The following is a 22,130-nucleotide window of genomic DNA, read 5'->3' as shown; positions in this document are numbered from 1 at the left end:
CTCTTTTTGATTTTGGCACCAGGTTTATCGCTATTTTAAAGGCATAATGAGCGGCAACGTCCAGGCGATTGGCCTGGGGATTTTTTTGACAATAACTCTGGGTCAACAGAGCCATCATTTGCAATTCTCGAGGCGTGATTAACACGTCGGTGGTTGAGCAATCCACCATAAATCGATACACATCAAGAATAACGCCAGACAGTTGAACGACTTCGGCATCATCAAGAAATTGGTGTTCCAATGCCGGTTTTAAAATCTTTTCAAACAAAACAGCAACAGGCAACGGCTCAAACTCCACCGCATTTCCGTGACGCTCAAAAAGTGTTGCAAGCCGTCGCTCATCACCATAACTCACCGGATTTCCAGCAAAAATCACTTTATGCTCGTCACTCAGAGGATAATAGGCACCCTCATAAAAAATACCCGAAGGAGTATGGAACAGTCCTTCAAATAAAGACCAATTCCCCGAGTTTAAAGTCGCCTCATCCAAAAACAGGTACTTCCGACCGGTTCGGGCATCCTGCGCCCAGGATTTTATCGCATCGATGCCTTGATGCAGTTGTTCTCCCTCGTGCACGAGCTCCTGGGTTACAAAAGTCGTTTTTCCGACCCCAGACAGTCCCGAAAGAAACACATAGGGCGCTACGTCAAGCATTTGGTGCACTAAAGCGATTCGTGCCTGGGTAGATTCTTCTGCCTCCTGCATGGCCGTCATTGGATTTAGCGCCGCGAGGGGTTTGATTTGTGCCGTGTGCTGAGACAGCCCTGACCAGGCCGCATGACGTTTATGACAGTCAGGAAAGGCCTGCCAATACCTGGTTCTGGCTTTTAGTTTGCACAACGGTTCGGTGGCGATAAACGGCTCCAGTTCATGAGGAAACTCACCAAGGCAGACTCTTTTATCCTGTTCACTGACTTCATGAACCTGGGTTTCAACCCATTGAAAACTCTTTAAATCTTCGGTAATCAAAAGTAATCGTCCGGGCTCTATCCCTGTTTTCTTCCGTTGCACGATTAAAGACGCTAATTGGTCTTCCAGCTCTTTAGAAAAATGCCCTTTCAGAACAATATTCTTGCCTTCAGATAAAGCGTCGAGCAACCAGGATGAACGTTGATGAAATTCAAACTGAAGCGCGGCTTCATTCAATCGTCCGTCAAGACGCGTGAGTAAATCAGAAACCATTAATTCTGATACATCAATAATATGCCAATTCTGTTGGGATGCTGCCAACAGGGTAAGCGTTACATCACTATCCGTACTGTGTATCACTTCAGTTGGGTAAGGAAGAGCCTGATGCCAATTCGTCCGTTCCACAGGATTCACTACGGTATTGAGTTCCAATGAATCAGGAAGTGATGCTCCCTGAGCACACTGAACTCTTAATTTGACCTGATGCTTTTGGCATTCAGTTAAAATCCTGGCCCAGTCATCTAATGAAATGGAGCGAGTGAGCATCACATCCAGAGTACTGTGCTGTGCCTGCTCGATCAACCCCGGTTCTTTTCTTAAACTGCGATCACTGGCTTCGGGGCGGTAAAAATGAAAATAATGGGCCAGACGGTGAGGATTCAGAACATGAGGAACCTCATTCTCGCTGGTGTCCTCATCGGATAAATAATCGACCTGAAGCCATTTTTTTAATTCATTCAGAGCATATCCCTCTTGTTTATTCAGTTGGATAAGAGCTGGGACAGGAATGGAACTGCCGGGGAAATAGCGTGTTCCAGGATAACCGGCTTCCATCCAAAACAGGTTAAAATCCTCATCATCCCAAGGGCCATTTTGAATGGTAATGAGTCGCCCTTGCAGATTGGACAAAGCTCCTTCCTGAAAGGTCAAATGAGAGCCATCCAGATCCCAACGACCTAACAAGCGCTCTTTCCAATCACTGGCATTGAATAAATTGATCACCACTCCCTCAGCAGCTTCCTCATCGATGGCGGTGGCTAATGGCGGGACCGATTGTTCTAATTGTTTTGCAGGGATGGGGCAGCGTTCTTTGGTGTTAAATCGCGAATAAAAATCATCCCCCTGATAGCAATCCGGTTTACTGGTATTGTACAAACCAATAATCTGGACGTGTTCAGGCACTGGTGTTCCGTCGGCATAGCCCTGTTCATCAAGCAGCGCGTTAAAGCGGACGATTTCCTCAGCAGAAAAGTGCTCGTAATTCACCAGGAGTACCGGTGATTCCAGCCGATAATCCTCGGTTAAAAAATCATGAAGCGGACCGCCCGGTCCTTTGCGTAAAGTACCGCGATTATTGAGATCTCGTTGAATAAAAGAGGCAGAGCAGATTAAATCATCCGGGGAATGGATGTAATACACGGGTCTATTGTTTAAATGACATTGTCTTTGTAACGCAAGCCGTAGTGCGTGCACCGACGCTGTAGAGTCAAGTTCAATCAAATGCTTTTTGTTATCGGTAGGGTGTAACACCTGCTTGCAATATCCCTCCAGTGTATCGACTGATTTTGAGGGTTTATGCCAGGTTTTCAATACCTGCTCAAAATAATTACTATCCGAACTGCTTCTAAGAGCGTCAATGAGTGTACTGGTCTCTTCTGAAGGTTGTGACGGCGCCGGACAACCCATTATTTCAAAAAAAGAAGAATGATATTTAGGGCCTGATCTGAGTAGTGTGTTAATTCCTTGCTGTTTTTGTTCCGGAGTCAGCCGTTTCATGCTTTTTTTCAACATGGCAGAATAATCATTTGCGCATACGCTTCTCAATTGAGCTAATAAATTACAGGTCAACTGCACTGTGTGAGGGATATTAATCCCTCTGAACCACGCAGGAATGCCCTGTAAATCCTTGAGCAACACACCTTGAAGTGCATCAACACTAAATTGAAAATTCTCGGGGATGAGGTCTAACAACTGCTTGGAACTGCTCCCATAAATTAAATGAAACAATCCTCCGTTTTGAATGAACTGATTGGGATCACGAATTTCGGGAACTATGACATCTTCGTCCATTTTAATACGAATCAAATGACCTAAATCAGTATGAATATGGTGCATGAGTTCCGTTGTAGAAACGGACTTAACCCCTTCTTTGTAGTTAGGGTTATAAATCAGCCACTGACCATCCTCGATTAAACGGATGCAGAGCGTATGCCAGAAATTGGATAGGATGCATCCTTGTTGCAACTTGATTTTCAGAGGATTTTGTATCGGATCGTCCTCTAAGCCAGAGAAGAGTACTGAGGATATCCAATCATCGATATCATCATCATTCAACTGAAGACGAGAACCAAAGATAGTATCATTTACTGAATTGCTGATAAGAAAATGCTCCAGACTGTCTCCAATGTATTGAACATTCGATTTCATGCTCAATTGATATTGCTGAATGACCTCCCAAAGCTTCTTAAAATCATTCTTTAATTCATCACTAATTGTAGATAACTGGCCATCCCAAGTCTGCAATCGAATAATGAGATCATTCCACTCCTCAAGGGTGCTTCTTTGAAACAAATGACTTAAAGCAGTACAAATTCCATCCTGAATTTTGGGTATGTACTGTGTGTTGATTTGGTTTAAACTGAAGTATTGTGAGAGCTTTTCAATAATCATGTTTTGATCTATTGATGAACTCTTACCTTTGAATTGAAATTTAAAATCTTCCGGTGTCGGTTCAAAGTCTTTGTAGTCTGCAAGATTATATTCCAAACCTGGCTCATCATCACTACACTGCTGATGATCACTATCATAATCGTCTTCATCTTCATCTTCATAATCCCATCGAAAATACACATCAAGATCGGGGTACTGTCTGGATACTTTTTCACTAAAAGCGCTACTGATATTAATGCAATAAATTAAACTCAGTGCTTTGAGGTTTGTCGCAGTCTCTACGATTTGCCATACGGATTCATGATTGATGGTTCCATTAACATCACTCAAATCAACCGCCTCAAGCTTCTTACACGAAGAAACATCATAGACCAGATCCAATCTACCCGTGGCGGTATTCTTGATAAATCCAAGTCTTTTGAGGTTAGGGAAATACTGAAGTAACCTCTTTAAATTCTCTTCTTTTGCAAAAAAAGACTCTGAGATAATGAGCTCTTCAATCTGTTCCAAACACAAGGCATTCTGTTCTGGAAGATTGACAAAATTAAAATCATTAAGATGAAGACACTTAAGGTTCGTTAGTTTATTACTCAAAAAGACAGAGACACTCTCATCCCAAATCAGGCCAGATAAACAAAGATATTCAAGCTGACTCAGTAAATCCTTGTTGATTTTATCCAATTCAAAAGAACCATGATTTTTCCTATAAGTCTGGTCTCCCAGGGTGAGTTTTTTTAAGTTGGGAGTTATCGACAGAAAGGAATTTAATTCCTCAGTAGTTAAAGCGGTGTTCATGAAGTCCATTTCTCTCATGTTGAAACATTGCGGTATATCTAATAAATTATATCCATCCATTGCACCAACATCTCTTATTGTGCTGTTAATAAAGAAAAATTGTTGAATGGATTGTGCTTGTTCCTTCAATAATTGAAACACTTGTTTTAATGAGATTCTCCCCAGGAGTATTTTCAAAGATTCTAACTGAACCCCTTGGGTATTCAGAGCCGATTTTGTTTCCATCCACCGAATTGAAAGCCCTTTAAGATTGGGAGCGGCGATTATAAACCCATCTAACTGTTTGATGTTCTTTTCCACACTTAGATAAATCAGATTCTTCAAATCAAAATCGGCGGGATTAATAGTACTTTCAGGCGAATGAAAATGAAGTTGCTCTAAAGATGATGCATTGGATAATAGTTCCAACCATCGTTCCTGAGTATACGCAGCTGGTGTAGGATTAATAACTTTTAGGCACTTTATGTCATTAATACCAGGAAATGCCTTCTTAAAGCGGTCTAACTTCAAAGTGGATTCTTCTGGCAATATGTCCTCAACCAACACATTTAATGGAGGATTTAATTGTTCAAGAGACCCTTTAAGGATTAATCTGTCTTCTTCATTGAGCCGCATATAATCGCTTAGATTAAGCGTACGAGGGGCATTAAGCTCTTTGCTGCCAATCAAGCGATCAACCCAATAATCATCGAGAATGAAGGTTTCATCCTTAGACATTCGATGTCGCATTGCGGCTTTAATGATAAGGTCTTTCGGATGCGTCATTCGGATATCCGATCGAACATCCTTTCGATCGAGGTTCATTACATCATCCCTTGATAAGGGATAAACTTGACCAAGTTGTTGAATGTATATGGAAAAACCCTGTTCCATTAACTGCAGTAATGCTTCCTGAACGACTGTAATTTTATGATAGGACCAGTGTTCTGCAGTCCAATCACTCAGAATAAGCTTTTTAGGTTGCCGCACAAAACTGGATGGTACTATCCATGGGGCTTTAGACTGGATGAGTTTATTGACATCCAAAACATCGGTTGGCGTGTGGCTATAAGCAGGTTTTGTCTGCGACAGCGTGTAATAAAACTCAACAGGGATGCTCATTTTTAATCTCACAATGTATCATTTATCCAGTCATGCCATCTTATTATCTCAGCAGTTGGAACTGTAATAGTCCTGACCGCTCTACTGGAAAAAAGATGCGCCACAAAATCCTCTGACTCAAATTATCGAACAGTAGCTGATCTAAAATAATACAGCTCACATATTAAGAAATAATGAAAATTGGCAGTAAATAATTAATAACGGTTATTTATTTTTTTAATGGCTTTTCTCCATATCATAACTTGAATGATTGGGTTGGATTGACAATTTGATCGTAATAGCCTCGAAAAAAATCAGCTGCCCAGCATGAATTAGACCATGCTTCAGCCGTTTCTGGTGAAAGAAATACAGCCTGGATATTCAAATTTATATCAATACACTATAAGATTACCCAGATGCACTGACCCCTCGGGCAGTGACTTTATTCATTATTTTGGAGGACTTGATCCATGAGACAGGTACCTGATACAAAGTCTTTAAACTCGATTCAAATCACATTCTTCACCCATACAGGGAGAAGTCTATGAAAATTCATGATTTTAAAATGAACAAACAGGCAGGTAAAAAAATTTCCATGCTGACCTGTTACGATTATCCCTCTGCCCGCATCATCGCTGAATCGAATATCGATTGCGTTTTAGTTGGCGATTCCGTAGCAATGACCGTACACGGGCATGACACGACCATAATGGCGACCATCGAGATGATGGAGCTGCACACGAAAGCAGTTGCCCGTGGCTTGAAACAGCAATTTTTAGTAACCGATCTTCCCTTTTTAAGTCATAAACTCGCTCTATCTCAAACGGTTGATCAGGTAAAACGCCTTTTACAGGCCGGAGCCCACGCCATAAAGATTGAAGGAGCCGATGAAGATACCTGCAACACCATATCCTATCTGGTCAAAGCGGGTATTCCTGTGATGGGTCATATTGGCTTAACTCCTCAATCTATTCATCAACTGGGTGGCTACAAAATCCAGGGAAAAAATCAGGAGCAAGCCGATCACTTGGTACAACAGGCAATCGCGTTGGAACAAAGCGGCTGTTTTGCGTTGGTCATTGAATGTGTTCCCCAAAATCTTGCTAAAACCATCACTAATTCACTCGTTATTCCAACTATAGGAATTGGCGCAGGATCTGATACCGATGGGCAAGTGCTGGTATGGCATGACATGCTGGGGTTGCAATCCACATTCACCCCCAAGTTTGCAAAAAAGTACACTCAAGGCAAAGACATCTTTCTTGATGCAATCAATGCTTATGTTCAACAGGTACAGCACGTTAATTTTCCAACCCCTGAATATGCCTTTTAAGAGAGCCGCTCATGCACATTTTTCATAACATTGATGAGTGGATAAATTGTCGCAACAGTTTATCCACCGAACTTAGCTTGGGATTTGTCCCAACCATGGGCAATCTGCATGCCGGACATGCATCCTTATTGTCCAAAAGCAGGGAAGAAAATGATCGTACCGTGTCCAGTCTGTTTATAAACCCCACTCAATTTAACAATCCTGATGATTTTAATCATTATCCAAAAACGTTGGATGCTGATCTCGAATTAATGGCTCAATCCGGAGTGGATTTTTGTATTTTACCCAATGACAAAGAGATGTATGCTGATGGTTATACCTATCAGATCCAAGAAAATAAGCTGTGCCAATTAATGGAAGGCAAACACCGGCCAGGCCATTTTAATGGTGTTCTGACCGTGGTCATGAAATTACTGAACATAGCACGCCCCACCCGGGCGTATTTTGGTGAAAAGGATTATCAACAGTATTTGCTTATTCAAGGCATGGTCAAAGCCCTGTTCATGAATGTTGATATTAAAGCGTGTCCAACGGTTCGAGAAGAAAGTGGTTTGGCCTACAGTTCACGAAATAACCGTTTATCAAGCGAGCAAAAAAAACGTGCCGAGAAGTTTGCACAGATATTCCATCAGAACAAACCTTGTGTAATGATAATAAAAGAGCTAGAAGAACAGGGAGTCACTGTGGAATACGTTGAAGAATACCTGGGCAGGAAATTTGCTGCAGTGTTTATTGATAAAATACGTTTAATTGATAATTATCAAATCTGATGATCCAGACTAATTGGTATGTCATTACAGGCGCACCTTCGTCGGGTAAAACGACCTTAATTAACCAATTAGCAAACGCTGGCTATACCATTGCTCCCGAAGTCGCGAGGGACTACATTGAAGGTTTGTTGGAAACCAACCTCACTCTGGATAATATAAAACAGGATAACTTGCGACTTCAAAGGGGAATACTGGCTATCGCGCTAAAAAGAGAGCGGCGATTACAAACCAATCAACTCATTTTTTTTGATAGAGGAACACCCGATAGCCTGGGTTATTTTCGCTATTATAATATCAAAGCAGATCAAGTCGCTCACTCGTGCCAGCGTATTCGTTATAAAAAGCTGTTCTACTGCCATCAGTTGCCTTTGGAGCATGATGCTGTTCGAGTGGAAGATGATTCGAGTGCTCTAAAGATAGGGGAATTAATCTACGAGGCCTATGATCATTTAGGCTATGAACTGATTGAGCTTCCCGCAGTATCGGTTGAACAGCGTATGTCCATTATTTTGTCTCATGTATCCGGAAAGTAGATAAACACAAGCTCTGGGTTATGAGTTTTGGCTGTACATTGCAATAGCTGCTGCAATTACTGCCGCTTTATGATTAGGTAATGATTTATTTGAATATTTTAACCATTCAGGATGAGAATCAATCAGATGGGTCGTCAATCGCCCCTCCTGAAACTCTATGGATTGAATCATTTCAAGATAGTACGAAATAGTCGTCTTAACCCCAAACAGGCGCATTTCTTCCAAGGCACGGCGCGATCGATGCAATACTGAAGGCCAGTCAAGAGCCCAAACAGTGAGTTTGGCACATAAGGAATCATAATCCGGCGGAATGGTATAACCGGTATAAATGGCACTGTCAGTACGCACACCTGGCCCTCCCGGGGCATAGTAACGGGTTACGCGACCAAAACTGGGTAAAAAATCATTCTGCGGGTCTTCTGCATTGATACGAAATTCTATTGCATACCCTCTGGAAATAATGTGTTCCTGATTCATTGATAATGGTTCGCCAGCAGCGATCCGAATTTGTTCTTGAACAATATCAACGCCAGTAATTTGTTCGGTAACGGGGTGCTCAACCTGTAAACGAGTATTCATTTCTAGAAAATACACATTATTTTCATCATCCAAAATGAATTCGACAGTACCTGCGTTGGTGTATCCCACTTCTCTAGCGCCTTTGAGGGCATAACTAAAAAGAAGCTCCCTGGTTTGTGGATCCAGATTGGGTGAGGGAGCTATTTCTACCAGCTTTTGATGGCGGCGTTGCACGGAGCAATCTCGCTCAAAAAGATGCAGCACCTTTCCATAATGATCCGCCAGAATTTGAATTTCTATATGGCGAGGATTTTTAATAAATTTCTCCATATAAATGTGCGCATCGCCAAAGGACTTCTCTGCTTCGGATTGCACCCTTTCAAATTGTTGTGTGACCTGGCTTGCATCATGGCATAATCGGATCCCTCGACCACCGCCACCGAACGTAGCTTTGAGCATCACTGGATATCCCAGTTTTTTTGCGCAGGCAAGGGCAGCATCAATTGAATCAAGATTACCCTCACTGCCCGGAATAGTAGGTATGCCCGCTTTTTTCATAGCATCACGGGCAGCAATCTTGGAACCCATCGTTGCTATTACAGAAGAAAGTGGGCCAATGAATACAATTCCAGCCTCTTCACAGTCTTTGGCAAATTCCGCATTTTCAGACAAAAAACCATATCCAGGATGGATGGCCTCACATCCGGAAGCCTTGGCACATTCAATAATCCGTCGCCCATTCAGATAGGCTTCAAGTGGATTTTTGCTTAAGCAATGAGAATGAGATGATCGTTTTACATGCAGCGCAAAACGATCCGCCTCACTATGAATTGTTACAGTGGAAATACCGAGTTCCTTGCAGGCTCGCACAATACGCAATGCGATCTCGCCCCGATTGGCTATGAGGATTTTTTTAAACATTAAGCCCCTTAAAGCGATTAATTAAAAAATCTCATGCAGAAAGTGACGCATGGCCAATAGTGAACGTTGCTCCGCCAACGAATTAAAAACCAATCCCAATGACGCATCATGTGCCTGAGGATTGGTAAATGCATGCTGGACATGTCCATACATATGAACTTGCCAATCAGCTTTGGCCTCTGTCATTTCCTGACAAAAAGCATGCACTTGCTCGGGTTTGACCATGGGATCATCATAACCATGTAAGACCAAAATTTTCGCTTTAATGTGTTCTGATTCAAGATGTTCGGGTTTATTTAAAATACCATGAAAAGTCACAACACCTCTAAGGTCAGCTCCGCTGCGTGCCAAATCAAGGGCGCATAAACCACCAAAGCAAAAACCAATTACCGCAATTCTGGTCTTATCCACCTCAGGTCGTGCTGCCACTGTATGATATGCAGCAAGCAAGCGATCCCTCAAGAAGGCGCGATCACCAATCAAAGGCTGCATTAAAGCCATTTTTTCTTCATTGCTTGCACCTAGTCGACCCTGACCGTATGCATCCAAAGCGAATCCAACATACCCCATTTCAGCGAGCATTTTGGCTTTTTGGCACGCAAAATCATTACGGCCAGTCCAATCATGGGCAACAATCACTGCTGGACGAGGAGTGGTACTCTGTTCATCGAAGGCTAAAAATCCATGTAATTCCTCAGCCCCATGATGATAGATACACTTTGCTTCATACATATTCTGTCCTTATAAATAATAATGAAAATAGTCTAGGACAAATAGAATAAAAGTCCAGTAATTCAAGAACGATAATTCATTTTAGGGCGTGTTGACAATTGTCAACACGCCCTAATGGACTTCGCTTTGAAAACCTTGAAATTGAATGATGTGTTACCGGATCCCAAACTCAAAAGCCCAGTTTAAAGCCACTTTCGGTTTTTTGTACATTCGTTTCAAGACAGGATGATAATTCAGCCAATTTCGCTTCATCACTTTGATCACTCAGGCAAATTTCTGCTACTTTTCTGGCAGTACCTAAATTGGAACGCGATTGAACTTCATCCAAAAGGGCTAACTCCACTTCGTGCAATTGACTGCTGAACGTTAAAAACAGAGTCTTGGCAGGATCCTTGACCTTAAGAAGACGAGGATTTTTAGGGTGTCCAACAAGTTCCATTATATCGGACTGTTTGCGTAGCTGATTTAGTTTTATTACTTCTTCACCAAAATTCAAATACTCTGCAATAACTCGAAATGCCTTTATTTTACTTGAATAAGTTGTAAACACCATAAACCCGTAATTAAATTAAAATAGAGTCGATTTAATCATTTTGACTGCTTATTTGTCAATAAAACAAATTATTGGGCCTCCGTAGATAAAAAAACCATCATGCCCACACAGGCGGGCAAGACAGGTTTTTTGTCATGTACAGAACTGGTTGATTCAATCCAGAAAACTCAAAGGGTTAAACTAAGCAAGGCATGTGCCTGTTGCTTTCGTCAGATGTTGAAGCAACCTCTGCTGAAAAGAATGCATAGGGATTTGTTGATGTTGATGACAATGCTTGCCTGGATAACCTCAGCTCTGGTATCAAATCCCGAACAGAAGCCAGTATGTCTTGATGGCTCTTGGACAAAAACAAAAGACCGGTATCGGATACACTTACCGAGAGAAGCGCATCAAGACGTTCAGATTCCGGTATCAGTTCTAAAATGATTTTCAATGACTCAGGGTTTAATTCGTGTATAAACAGCGTCACCCTTTTGTCATAAACTTCGCGAATAGCGTCTAACCTTTGCTCTACTGAAATCAGTTCGAACAAGATAAACGCCAGTTCAGGGTTTGAAGCTGCTTCATGCACAAGCTACAGCCAAAAGGACTAGATGTTCTCATTATGCCAAACCTTTGATCCTCAGGTATCTTTTCCCAAAGGGCTCTCAGCAATTTTGGATTGCGCAGTGTGAGTTTTGACAGCATAGAACCACCATTGTCTTTCTGAAAAATGGCATCAAGCCATTGAGCTTCAGATAAAAGATCGAAAATGGCAGCCATGGACTTAGCGTTATACAATAGGTCGTCTAGCAAACTATGGCCATCACTATTTTCCTGACAAACAACTTCAACTCGTTGCTCTTGAGGAAAAAGTTCTAAAACAATTCGCAATGATTTTCTACTTGATGCAGCATAATCCAACACCCTCTTACCCCAATCATTGACTTGACACACTGCCTCAACCCTTTGCTCCTGGGGATAAAGATCAAGAACATATCGTAACGATTTGGAATGGGTTGCAACCTGGTGCAGCAAGGTCTGACCATGGGGATCAACCTGACGTGCGATCTCAAGCCGTTGAGCTTGCGGGAAAAGCTCCAAAATAATTCGCAGTGATTCGTAAGTTTGAACAGAATAATCCAACACACTGCGCCCATACTCATTAACCTTAAGGACAGCATCGCGTTTTTGGTCTTCGGAATAAAGCTCCAGAACCATGTTCAACGATTCCCTATCTTCTGTAGCCAAATGCAGCACCGTAGTGCCATAATGATTCACTGTATTGACCGCTTTAAGCCTTTGAGATTCAGGCAAAACTGCCAGGAGAATTCTCAACAAATCAGGTTTCATCGCAAATCGATGCAGTATCGTATACCCACTTTCATCAAACTGGCATATTGCATCAATCTTTTGCGTTTCAGTAAGACCATTCAAAAAAGCACTGAGTGCATCAGGGGTGGTACACTGATGCAACAGAGTTTCTTCCTCTTTAACCGAATCAAATGTGCTATTTTCGTCTTCATCATCATATTGACGCTCGTCTTCAGAACCCGTAGTTCTTTCTGGTGATTCGAGACAGAATGGCGTCTCAGATGCCTGAATATTGTTCGATATCCCCGCTAATATGATCGCATCAAGCCTTTGGTCTTCGGGCAGTAATTCAATGATGGTTCTAATTAATCCCCTTTTTTTTCCCGCTAAATTTAATACAGAAGCACCTGAACTATTCTTCACACTAAGAGCCTCAAGCCTTTCTTGTTCTGGATAAAGGTTGAGAAGAATTCTCAACGATTCAGAATGAACGGTCGCCTGATGCAGGACTGTATTGCCTTCATGATTAGCGTATCGAACTGCGTTTCGCTTTTGAGCTTGTGGATAGAGCTCAAGAAGATCATTCAGCGTGTCAGGATAAGCGGCAGCATCATGCAAAAGAGTATTGCCATGACGATCTGGAAGTCTAATGGCATCTAACGTCTCATTATGCTGAATCGATTCAAGAAGAATTCTCAATGATTCTCGATGAGCGGTCGCCAAATGCAATGTCATTCTGCCAGAAAAATCAGACATTCGAATGACGTCCAGTATTTGGTTTGCCGCTAATGATTTTAGAATTACCTTTAATGATTCAGGGTAGGCTATCGCTAAATGCAATACACTAAAGCCATAATGATTCCGAAATGAAATGGCCTCAAGCCTTTGACTCTTGGGAATCCTCTTAAGAAAAGCGCTCAACAGGTACGGCTTAGGTGCAACCAGGTGTAATGGTGTTACACCGGAACCTAGCATTGGACGAACAAGATGAAACGTACTGCGTTTAGAAAAAAGATTAAAAATTGCCAGATGCCGTTTAGTAATGTTTTCATCCACAGATAAAATCCCCGAAACCATACGAATAAGAGCCTCTGATTCATCCCAGGGTTGATTCTCCAAAACAAATTGAATCAGTTTTTTAAAAAAAGAATAATTCTCTTCGGTCAAGAACAATGAGGCATCTCTTGGACGAGCAAAAGAATAAGGTGCAGATTGTTGATTTTCATTTAAAAAATTATAAATGACTTGTTTTAATTCACGCATCATTTTTACCAAATGCAAAGGACTTAATCCATTCTCATTCAAAGAGCCAATATAGGCCCCCTTTTTATCCCACTCCAACACCTCATTTAAAGAAACCGCCAATGGATTTTCATTCAAAAAATTATAATAAGCCCGATTAACAGCGAGCAATTGCTCAAATTCCCCGGATCGTTTTCCAGCTAAATCCTGCAATAAATCGAAGGGAAAATGCCAGGGCTTGTCTTGTCCTGAGTAAATAAAGAAAGCAATTGTTTTTTTCAAGAGCTCGTTATTCATCAAGGGTTCAGTAAGACTAAACTGATGAGAAAAAAGGGCTCGGATTCTATGCTCAACAATGTGCTGAAACTTAACGGTTTCACTCTGATTGTAATAGAGATACGGCATTGATTTTTCATACAAAAAACGTTGTCTTTCTGAACTCCTGTACCCCTGATAATCAACTGGTTTTAAGGTGACGGCAGGATAAGTGGAAAGTGACACACGATCTGTAATACCACTGGATTCTCCTGTGTTGACTCGGTTGATCCCCTTATCTTCGCAAAGGAGTAAACCCAGGTAACGATACATGGTGGCAACCAAACTCGAAGAGACTCTGGGTATCGCTTCTATCGAATCAAGACACAGATCACCCTGAGTACTTCTCCAAACCCAGGCCTGTGCAAGAACAGGATCATTCAAATTGGGATGATTTTCATCGCCTTCAAACAGCACATAAAAAGCACCATTTGGTGACTTAATTCCATGTATCACACAGTCAATTGCTTTACTATCCAAAGATTGACAGCAGTAGGTCATTTTGCCAAGACATACCGCAAGAGCCGCTTCTCGAACGTTTGAGGTATTTAGTTTGGTCAAATATTTGCCGGGATAACCCACATCTGAGCCTTTCAGAGTAATAGCAGGAATAGCCTTATCATCATTATTTCGGTCCAACGAATTAAACAGGGCGATACTTTTTACATTAATCCCATGATCAATCATGAATTGTTGTGCGAGTTGGTTCTGTAATTCATGCTCTTCATAAAAAGCCTGTAAAACAAGCAAAGATGCCTGATCCAGGGATATGCCTCTGGCAAGTGCTGCCAATTGCAAATACAAGCGAGATTGTTCTTGCCTTAAACTGTTTACCCGACCTGTACGTGTTACTTTATCAGCCAAGGTTGGGTTTTGGACAGGAGTTTGCACAAGTGATCGATACATGCGGCTTACCTTTGCCAGCTCTTTTTCCTTGTCTTTAATGTGTTGCATCTCTATACGAGCAGGCGAACCTAATGAGCTAATTCGCTTTATGGCCACTGCATGAGCCAGTAGTGTTCTAAAGCGTGGATTCAGCATGTTTGCTTTCATCTGAGCCATTTTTTTCCACATGGCGAAATGACTCTGCTCCATGGGAGGTATATCAAACCGGCAGGCATCATAAACTAAATGTTTGACTTTATTTCCTTTAGGAAAATTAATGAGGTACTGATAAACCGCTTTTTCATTATCAAAAATGCAGGATAATTTCCAGGCATGCTCTTTTGCTATTCCCTTTCGCTCTTCAAGATACGCCAATTGACACAGCGGAAGTATCTTTTGATAAAGGGCTTTGTTCTCATGAGGCATGCGGGGTTTTAAGTGTGAATAAATCGTAGTATCTACCTGGCTGCTTGATGCCGCATATGCACGATCTCTCTCGCCTGATTGATCTTTAAAAAAGATTCGAGCGATATAATCCGCAGCGTTAGAACCATTTTCTTGCTGAACTCTTATCAATAATCGCTCTAACCGACGTTTTGCTTTTTCCTGATGTAGTTTGTCCCTAAGCTGGACGTGAATTCTAATCTCTGCACTCATGTTCTGAGTATCAGTATTTTGGCTGCCTTTTTTGATAAGAATGATTTTTTTCAGTATTTTGGTTAATATCATCAGTAAACCAGGAATGTTTGTTTTATTTTGACGCGGAGTGACAATAGTATCATTCTGTCGCCAATTTCATATACATTGCCCAATAAACCCAGGAGAAAATCCTTTATCCTGGCTTATAATGGATGAACAACAGAATTATTTATCACTCTATTTACGTTTATAACCACCCTCTGAACTCAAGAGAGTTCTCAAGTTCAGAAGTGGATTTGCTGACTGATTATTGAAGGGGTAGCCGATTACTCATAGTTGATGATGCAATTTCTTAATCAACGTAGGACACGCAGCACTAAACGCATTTAATGTTTCGTAGTAAAATCATTCACAGTTTCCTCCACTAATTCCTTGCTAATGCTACTGGCGGAGGCTGCATCAATACAGAAAAAGCCTCTCCAACGTGATGAAGAATGATTAACTTTTCGTTCATCCTGGACGGGTTCGGACTTAGTATCAACATTCACCTTTTGGCAGGAGTTATACAACGTGATTAATGCGTCCAGACGGTGAGCAGGAAAGCTGTCAATTGATTTTATTGCATTCGTTATACCTAAGTACATGGATGATTTCGCTTCATAATGCCCTTTCATTTCTTTGGCTAATATTTTGGCAGCGTTTCTATCTCCTTTTGCCTCCCAAAGCAACATAATCGCCAATGTCCCAGAGTTTCCCATATGCGCGGCAATTTCAATTGGTGTAAGTCCGTCCTCTGATGTCAAACTGAAATCATGATGCAAAGGCAAAATCTGTAACAATGCTTTTTCTTCATGAATGGTAGCAGCAAGATGCAGATCGGTTAAACCAAAACTGTTCAGATCTTTAGTTCTCATTTCTTGAAATAATTGCTCTAATTCGGGTGTTCCTTTCGCTAAAAACTCAGCTGTGTTCTTGTGTTTGTTTTCACTATTAAATCGTGCCCCATAAAGCAACAGGCAACGCACCATTGAGGTATTTTTCATTTTAACGGCCAAGTGCAATGGGGTATTGCCTTGTTCATTTTGCTGATTGACAGGCACATACTGATGACACAACCATCGAACCAAATCAATGTTTCCACTGCGAACAGCGCAATGCAAAATCGAGTCATTGTTGTCATTCCTTGCATTCGTCTTAGCGCCTCGTGCTATCAAATTTTGCACCATGAGCAAATGTCCGTTCACTGCTGCTGAATGCAGTAAGGTATTACCGAAGTTGTACTCAAAATCACCATAATCATAATGCTTGTTAATTCGTTTTAACGCTTTTTCTGGATTGATATCCAGTACTCTGGACACCATATTCCAATTATTGGTTATTGTGGAGTGAAGCAACGCAACCTGAATCATGATGCTTGAGAACTGTTTCTTATGAGTAAGTACTAAATCCAATATGTCTTCATGACCTTGGCTAACAGCCGCTAACAGTACGTGCTCCAGTTCCTCGGAAAATAGATAGTGATGTTTCATTTTTGCAATCAAGATGCCGACCATCTCGGTATATCCTCGCGACGCAGCAATTCGTACCGGAGTCATATGATGACTGTTACTAACCCACGGATTGGCGTCATGTTCCAGCAGCCACTGCATTGAGGATAAATTGTTAATCATCGCGCACATATGCAGTAGTGTATTATTTTCTGTGTACTGAGTATTTAAGACCACATTTTGGTTATATAAGATATCGACTATATCGAGGTATCCATAAACCAGCGCTATGACCAATGGTGTATAACTCAGGGAGTTAGGCTTATCTGTTTTAATATTCTTCAAAGTCAGCAGGTATCTGGCTGTATCAGGATGTTTAAATCGCAATGCGACGAACAAGGCAGAGTCAGCGCTGATGTTTACAGCGTTTGCATCTGCTCCTTCACGAACTAACCATTGAACTACCTCCGTATGACCATTCCATGCCGCATGAATTAAAGGGGTATTGCCGTATACGTCTCGCTCATTCAAAGCATTATCCGAATAGAGTGCTTGTACTAAATCCAAATGACCATAGAAGCATGCCAACATAAAGGGAGTATAATCATTACTTTTCAGTACTACTCCATCAGCCATCAATTGTAGAGTCCGTTCCAGATCGCCCTGACGAATAGTATCGTAAAGTACATCATGATCAGGCTGTTCAATATTATCGGTTGGTTCACTTTCACCAAAAACTGGTTCTAAAGCTACAAAATGTGCCGTTTTAACGAGTTCAGTATACATAGACGCTCCTAAATCCATTTATGAGTGAGATATAAATAAGCTACTTTTTTACTTTAACTGAATTAATTATCATTGTAACCCTTTAAACTAGGTTGACTCTGGCAAAACAAGAGTTCCAATCGTCCTGATAAATTTCACCAACATCCAGTCCTCTCTCCTTGTAATTTTGGTCTAAACTTAAAATAAAACCTGAGGGGAATATCATCATGATGACCAATTCACTCACATACATAAGAGATTTTTTACATGCACAGCTTTGCTATCAACTGTTCATTACTCCCCTTCATTTTCCCTTGGAAAAAAAATATCGGGATTTTGCCAAAATGGCATGTGAGTATATCGAAGTAAAACGCAGCGAAGTGATCCACAAAGAACAACCTCGCCATCATGTCATTCATCGCTTTGCTCCAGCAAAAACACCTAATGGCAAGAAGATTCTGATTTCACATGGCTGGATGTCGCGCGCTGCTTATATGGTCCGCTTGATCAGAACCCTGCATCTGCAAGGTTATGAGGTTTATGCCCTTGATTTCCCAGCGCATGGTGAGGCACGAGGTTTACAACTACCCTGGACTGACGCCGTTGCAATTTTAAAAGAAACGATTAATCAATATGGCCCGTTTCATGCCGTAATCGGGCATTCTTTTGGTGGTTCGATGTTGTTAAGTACTTTAAATTTAGCAGGTCAACTTCCTGAATGGCAGTTAAATTCCAGGCCGGATCGTGTTGTATTAATTGCATCACCAACTCAAATGCGCACTCCTGTTAATACGATTGCACGACGCTTGAAGCTCAGTGGACATGGTTATTTGCAACTGCGCCAGTTAATCCGTCAGCAGGCAGAAATTGATCCTAAATTAATTCGGTTACGATATTTTACTTCCCAGACTCCCGATACTCCCTTTTTATGCATTCACGGAAAGAACGACAGCACCGTACGGCCGAGGGAGTCCATTATTTTTTGCAGAGAATATAAAAACGCCAACCTGTCATTACTACCTGATGCAGACCATGTAAGCGTATTAATGGATGAACGGGTAGAACAACTGGTCAGCGATTTTTTAAGTTAAATCGTTTTTTAAAAGAAGCTTAGCCTTCCATGAATTGACGAATTTTCTTCATGGCGTTTTTTTCAAGCTGCCTGACACGTTCTGCGGATACACCATATTTTTCAGCCAAATCATGTAAGGTTAATTTTTCTTCGGCTAACCAACGTTGCTGAAGAATATCCTGGCTGCGTTCATCAAGCTGTTCCATAGCGCACATCAATTGCTCACGGCCTTGATCACCAGTATCTTCTTTTTCCAGCATTAACGCAGGATCATCATTAACATTGAATAAGTACCGCTCAGGCGCTTTATAAGCATCATCATGCTCATCCGCTTCAGGAGCATCATACGGCGAGTCCATGACGTTTAAACGCTGCTCCATCACTAATACATCTTCTCGGCTCACGCCCAAATCTTTAGCAACAGCGTCCACTTCTTCATTGCTAAACCAGCCTAAGCGATTTTTCATTTGGCGAAGATTAAAAAATAATTTGCGCTGTGCCTTGGTTGTTGCAATTTTGACAATACGCCAATTACGCAAAACAAATTCATGAATTTCTGCTTTGATCCAGTGCACTGCAAAAGAAACAAGACGGACGCCCATTTTAGGATCAAAACGTTTTACTGCCTTCATTAAGCCGACATTACCTTCCTGAATTAAATCATTCAAGGGCAAACCATAACCTAAATAGCCTCGAGCTACTCGAACCACATAACGTAAATGAGCAAGAACAAGGCGTCTTGCCGCTTCAATATCTCCTTCAGCATGAAAACGCTCCGCACAAGCAATTTCCTCTTCCAAACTCAACATTGGAATTTGATTTACCCGATGAATATAGGAATCAAGACTACCTACGGGTAGATTCATTGCAGCGAGTTGCAACTGTTGACTCATACTACTTCCTCCAGTCATCAACACTAAAGTAATTATCAAATAGATTATACACTAATTATAAGGTTCTATAGAAGCCAGTTGCCTTTTCACCGACAATCGAGCTCCAAGCCACCCGAGTATAATCGCAAAAAGCACAAGTATCAAGATTTGTCTTATTGACAGCCCTGCAAGCGGATAATGCATTTGATAGGCAATGGCCAATTGGTTCACTACAATACCTAAGCTCAAAATAAATATATTGACTAAAAACACAGCACAAATGGCTCCGGCCATCCCATACCAAATGCCAGAGTATAGAAAGGGCCTGAGGATAAACGCATCAGTAGCACCAATTAGTTTTAATATCTGGATTTCTTCCTGCCGATTCCGGATAGCAAGGCGCAAGGTATTACCAATAATTAAAACAACAGCCAATGCTAGTAAAGCCATAAGCGCATTGGCCAAATTGGCTACAAAGCCCAGGATGGCATGCAATCGACTAATCCATTCCATATCCAGCTTGACCTGCTCCACTCCTGGCAATGCCTTTAATTGCCTTGAGAGCAGATCCAGTTTTGCTGGCGAATCAATAACCAGTGCGGGTACGATTTCAATGACAGAAGGCAAAGGATTTTCAGGAAGGTACCGCATAATATCATGCATCCCCTCCTGTTGGGTTAATTCAGACAATCCTTCCTCAGACGATTTTAAGGTGGCCTGGCCAACTCCCTCGGTGCTGCGTACCTTCTCCTGCAATTGCATTTGCTCGGCTTGAGTCAGTGAGGGTTTCAAATACAATGAAATATGGCCGCCCTGTTGCCATCCAATAGTCAAATTTCCAAGATTATCGGTAAACACCCAAAAAAGGGCGGGTAAAGCCAAAGCAATGGCAATAACGACTACGGTCATCATCGTTCCCAAAGGCTTCCGGCACAACAAATTCAAGCTTTGCGCGGCAGCCTGAGCATGATATACGAATAAAGATCGCGTCCTTTTTAACACAGCCGTCCCCCTTTAAGCATCACGATACGATGCTTCATTCTGGCTATCAGAGCCAAATCATGTGTTGCTATCAGAATGCTTACCCCAACCTGATTGAATTGTTCAAAAATAGACATGATTTCAGAGGACAATTTGGGATCCAGATTTCCTGTTGGCTCATCAGCCAGTAGCAATGCCGGTTTATGGACTACTGCACGAGCAATCCCCACGCGCTGTTGCTCTCCCCCGGAAAGATGCACCGGCAGCATTTTTTCTTTACTTAACAAACCGACCATATCCAGAGCTGCATGCACGCGCTTGGCAATCATAGGATAAGGTTCTCCCTGAATTTGCAACGGAAGGGCAACATTATCGAAGACAGTCCGATCATTGAGCAAATGAGGGGATTGAAAAGTAATTCCCAAATGGCTTCTATGGGCAGCAACATCTCTTTTTTTAAGCTGATTTAACTTCAGGCCATTCACGATTAATTGACCTGATGTTGGCCACTCCAATAAAGCAATCAATTTAAGAAAAGTACTTTTGCCAGCTCCAGAATGCCCCGTAAGAAAGGCCATTTCGCCCTTTTGCATGGAAAAACTCACCTGACTTAATGCTTCGAAGCCGCCCGGATAACGTTTAGTAACTTGGTCAAATGTGATCATCATTGAATATTGCACCGACAAATTGCGCTGCATCAAAGGGCCTTAAATCTTCTATGCCCTCACCAACACCCAGATAACGAAATGGTATCCCTAAATCATTAGCTATGGCAAATAATATCCCGCCTTTGGCTGTTCCATCAAGCTTGGTCATGGTTATCCCGGTTAGTTCTACCGCTTCATGAAACTGACGTGCCTGATTCAGGGCATTTTGCCCTATACTCGCGTCCAGAACCAACATGGTTTCATGAGGCGCATGGGGATCTATTTTCTGTAACACCCTTTTTACTTTCTTTAATTCTTCCATCAAATTATTTTGCGTATGTAAACGACCGGCTGTATCGGCAATTAACACGTCCATTTTTCGAGCCTTGGCAGCCTGAAGAGCATCAAAAATTACCGAAGCACTATCTGCACCTGTATGCTGTGCTATTACAGGAATGTCATTTCGTTCCCCCCAGACATGTAATTGTTCCACTGCAGCAGCTCTGAAGGTATCGCCAGCAGCCAGCATCACTTTTTTGCCTTGTTTTTGAAATTGTTTTGCCAGTTTGCCAATAGTGGTTGTTTTACCCGCGCCATTAACCCCAACCATTAACAGAACAAAAGGTGAATGATCGGGAGTTTCAAGAGATAGAGGTTGTTTTTCTTGCCCCAAAATGTTCTGTAAATGTAGTTTCAAGGCCTCATAGACTGCATCCCCATCCGATAATTGTTTTCGCTCCAAACCATCGGTAATTTGTTTCAAAACGGCTTGAGTAGTATCTATTCCCAAATCCGCGCTGATGAGCAAGGTTTCCAATTCTTCCAATAAGTCATGGCTGATTTCTTTTTTTCCAAGCAACAGACGGCCAATACCATCTCCCAGCTGATGCCGGGTTTTACTTAAACCTCGTTTCAGGCGCGCAAATAATCCCTCTTTGGCCAGCGGTTTTTCAGTTTCCACTGCTTCAATTTCGGAGTCAGGCGACGTTTCCAAACGCTCTTCTGCTGGAATATTAGGCTGCTCAGAGGCCTCAATAGGCGCTGAGTCTTGATTTCGTTTAAACCATTTAATCATTTTAGTGTACAATTCCCGAGAAATATGAAATTCTATCAGCT

At 41.8% G+C, this 22,130-nt stretch carries 15 protein-coding genes; 4 read left to right on the top strand and 11 right to left on the bottom strand.

Annotated elements, in window-relative coordinates:
- A partial coding sequence (locus ELY21_RS09845; RefSeq protein WP_148111688.1) for a hypothetical protein occupies positions 1-5,476 on the bottom strand: 5,476 nt, incomplete at its 3' end.
- Positions 5,477-5,999: 523 nt separating this feature from the next.
- Here ELY21_RS09845 and panB point away from each other — a divergent pair.
- From panB to ELY21_RS09830, 3 genes are read left to right on the top strand one after another with little or no spacing between them, the layout of a single operon-like run.
- Positions 6,000-6,788 (top strand): 3-methyl-2-oxobutanoate hydroxymethyltransferase, encoded by a 789-nt coding sequence (gene panB, locus ELY21_RS09840; protein ID WP_127109060.1) that lies wholly within the window; start codon positions 6,000-6,002, stop codon positions 6,786-6,788.
- Positions 6,789-6,799: 11 nt separating this feature from the next.
- Positions 6,800-7,558: a pantoate--beta-alanine ligase gene (gene panC / locus ELY21_RS09835; protein WP_127109058.1), complete on the top strand. Its 759-nt coding sequence runs from the start codon at positions 6,800-6,802 to the stop codon at positions 7,556-7,558.
- Complete coding sequence (locus ELY21_RS09830) at positions 7,558-8,091, top strand: AAA family ATPase (protein ID WP_127109056.1); 534 nt, start codon at positions 7,558-7,560, stop codon at positions 8,089-8,091. Before panC ends, ELY21_RS09830 begins: the two co-directional genes overlap by 1 nt.
- Before the next feature lie 18 nt (positions 8,092-8,109).
- Here the strand turns inward: ELY21_RS09830 and ELY21_RS09825 are convergent, their stop codons facing one another.
- From ELY21_RS09825 to ELY21_RS09800, 6 genes are all read right to left on the bottom strand, one after another.
- Positions 8,110-9,531: an acetyl-CoA carboxylase biotin carboxylase subunit gene (locus ELY21_RS09825; protein ID WP_127109054.1), complete on the bottom strand. Its 1,422-nt coding sequence runs from the start codon at positions 9,529-9,531 to the stop codon at positions 8,110-8,112.
- Positions 9,532-9,552: 21 nt separating this feature from the next.
- A complete protein-coding gene (locus tag ELY21_RS09820; protein WP_127109052.1) occupies positions 9,553-10,263 on the bottom strand; it encodes a dienelactone hydrolase family protein in 711 nt (236 codons plus the stop codon).
- A gap of 169 nt (positions 10,264-10,432) precedes the next feature.
- Positions 10,433-10,816, bottom strand: a complete 384-nt coding sequence (locus ELY21_RS09815) for a hypothetical protein (protein ID WP_127109050.1) — start codon at positions 10,814-10,816, stop codon at positions 10,433-10,435.
- Positions 10,817-10,991: 175 nt separating this feature from the next.
- Positions 10,992-11,348, bottom strand: coding sequence for a hypothetical protein (locus ELY21_RS09810; RefSeq protein ID WP_127109048.1), 357 nt, complete (start codon positions 11,346-11,348; stop codon positions 10,992-10,994).
- Complete coding sequence (locus tag ELY21_RS09805) at positions 11,336-15,280, bottom strand: ankyrin repeat domain-containing protein (protein WP_127109046.1); 3,945 nt, start codon at positions 15,278-15,280, stop codon at positions 11,336-11,338. Before ELY21_RS09805 ends, ELY21_RS09810 begins: the two co-directional genes overlap by 13 nt.
- Before the next feature lie 296 nt (positions 15,281-15,576).
- Entirely contained in the window at positions 15,577-17,463 is a 1,887-nt protein-coding gene (locus ELY21_RS09800) for an ankyrin repeat domain-containing protein (protein ID WP_158618542.1), read from the bottom strand.
- Positions 17,464-17,669: 206 nt separating this feature from the next.
- On the opposite strand from ELY21_RS09800, the gene ELY21_RS09795 reads away from it, so the two are divergent.
- The gene (locus tag ELY21_RS09795; RefSeq protein WP_127109042.1) at positions 17,670-18,533 is read left to right on the top strand and encodes an alpha/beta hydrolase; all 864 of its coding nucleotides are present in this window, start codon (positions 17,670-17,672) and stop codon (positions 18,531-18,533) included.
- 19 nt (positions 18,534-18,552) lie between these two features.
- Here the strand turns inward: ELY21_RS09795 and rpoH are convergent, their stop codons facing one another.
- The 4 genes from rpoH to ftsY are packed head-to-tail and all read right to left on the bottom strand — an operon-like array spanning position 18,553 to position 22,089.
- Entirely contained in the window at positions 18,553-19,407 is an 855-nt protein-coding gene (gene rpoH / locus ELY21_RS09790; RefSeq protein WP_028383316.1) for an RNA polymerase sigma factor RpoH, read from the bottom strand.
- 51 nt (positions 19,408-19,458) lie between these two features.
- The gene (gene ftsX, locus ELY21_RS09785; RefSeq protein WP_127109040.1) at positions 19,459-20,388 is read right to left on the bottom strand and encodes a permease-like cell division protein FtsX; all 930 of its coding nucleotides are present in this window, start codon (positions 20,386-20,388) and stop codon (positions 19,459-19,461) included.
- Complete coding sequence (gene ftsE, locus ELY21_RS09780; protein ID WP_028383318.1) at positions 20,382-21,032, bottom strand: cell division ATP-binding protein FtsE; 651 nt, start codon at positions 21,030-21,032, stop codon at positions 20,382-20,384. The genes ftsX and ftsE overlap by 7 nt, the downstream gene beginning before the upstream one ends.
- Complete coding sequence (gene ftsY / locus ELY21_RS09775) at positions 21,019-22,089, bottom strand: signal recognition particle-docking protein FtsY (RefSeq protein WP_199741690.1); 1,071 nt, start codon at positions 22,087-22,089, stop codon at positions 21,019-21,021. The genes ftsE and ftsY overlap by 14 nt, the downstream gene beginning before the upstream one ends.
- Between the last annotated feature and the right edge of the window lie 41 nt (positions 22,090-22,130).

Source organism: Legionella sp. km535 (assembly GCF_003990085.1).
Classification (GTDB): domain Bacteria; phylum Pseudomonadota; class Gammaproteobacteria; order Legionellales; family Legionellaceae; genus Legionella; species Legionella moravica.
The sequence above is the reverse complement of the archived record's forward strand: the minus strand, read 5'-3'. Positions and strand labels throughout refer to the sequence as shown.

Bases quoted from the DNA above. Each gene is read 5' to 3' on its own strand.
- ELY21_RS09795 (WP_127109042.1), top strand. From the start codon at position 17,670: ATGATGACCAATTCACTCACATACATAAGAGATTTTTTACATGCACAG.
- panB (WP_127109060.1), top strand. From the start codon at position 6,000: ATGAAAATTCATGATTTTAAAATGAACAAACAGGCAGGTAAAAAAATT.
- ELY21_RS09815 (WP_127109050.1), bottom strand. From the start codon at position 10,816: ATGGTGTTTACAACTTATTCAAGTAAAATAAAGGCATTTCGAGTTATT.
- ELY21_RS09830 (WP_127109056.1), top strand. From the start codon at position 7,558: ATGATCCAGACTAATTGGTATGTCATTACAGGCGCACCTTCGTCGGGT.
- ELY21_RS09825 (WP_127109054.1), bottom strand. From the start codon at position 9,531: ATGTTTAAAAAAATCCTCATAGCCAATCGGGGCGAGATCGCATTGCGT.
- panC (WP_127109058.1), top strand. From the start codon at position 6,800: ATGCACATTTTTCATAACATTGATGAGTGGATAAATTGTCGCAACAGT.
- ftsY (WP_199741690.1), bottom strand. From the start codon at position 22,089: ATGATTAAATGGTTTAAACGAAATCAAGACTCAGCGCCTATTGAGGCC.
- rpoH (WP_028383316.1), bottom strand. From the start codon at position 19,407: ATGAGTCAACAGTTGCAACTCGCTGCAATGAATCTACCCGTAGGTAGT.
- ELY21_RS09800 (WP_158618542.1), bottom strand. From the start codon at position 17,463: ATGTATACTGAACTCGTTAAAACGGCACATTTTGTAGCTTTAGAACCA.
- ftsE (WP_028383318.1), bottom strand. From the start codon at position 21,032: ATGATCACATTTGACCAAGTTACTAAACGTTATCCGGGCGGCTTCGAA.
- ELY21_RS09805 (WP_127109046.1), bottom strand. From the start codon at position 15,280: ATGATATTAACCAAAATACTGAAAAAAATCATTCTTATCAAAAAAGGC.
- ELY21_RS09820 (WP_127109052.1), bottom strand. From the start codon at position 10,263: ATGTATGAAGCAAAGTGTATCTATCATCATGGGGCTGAGGAATTACAT.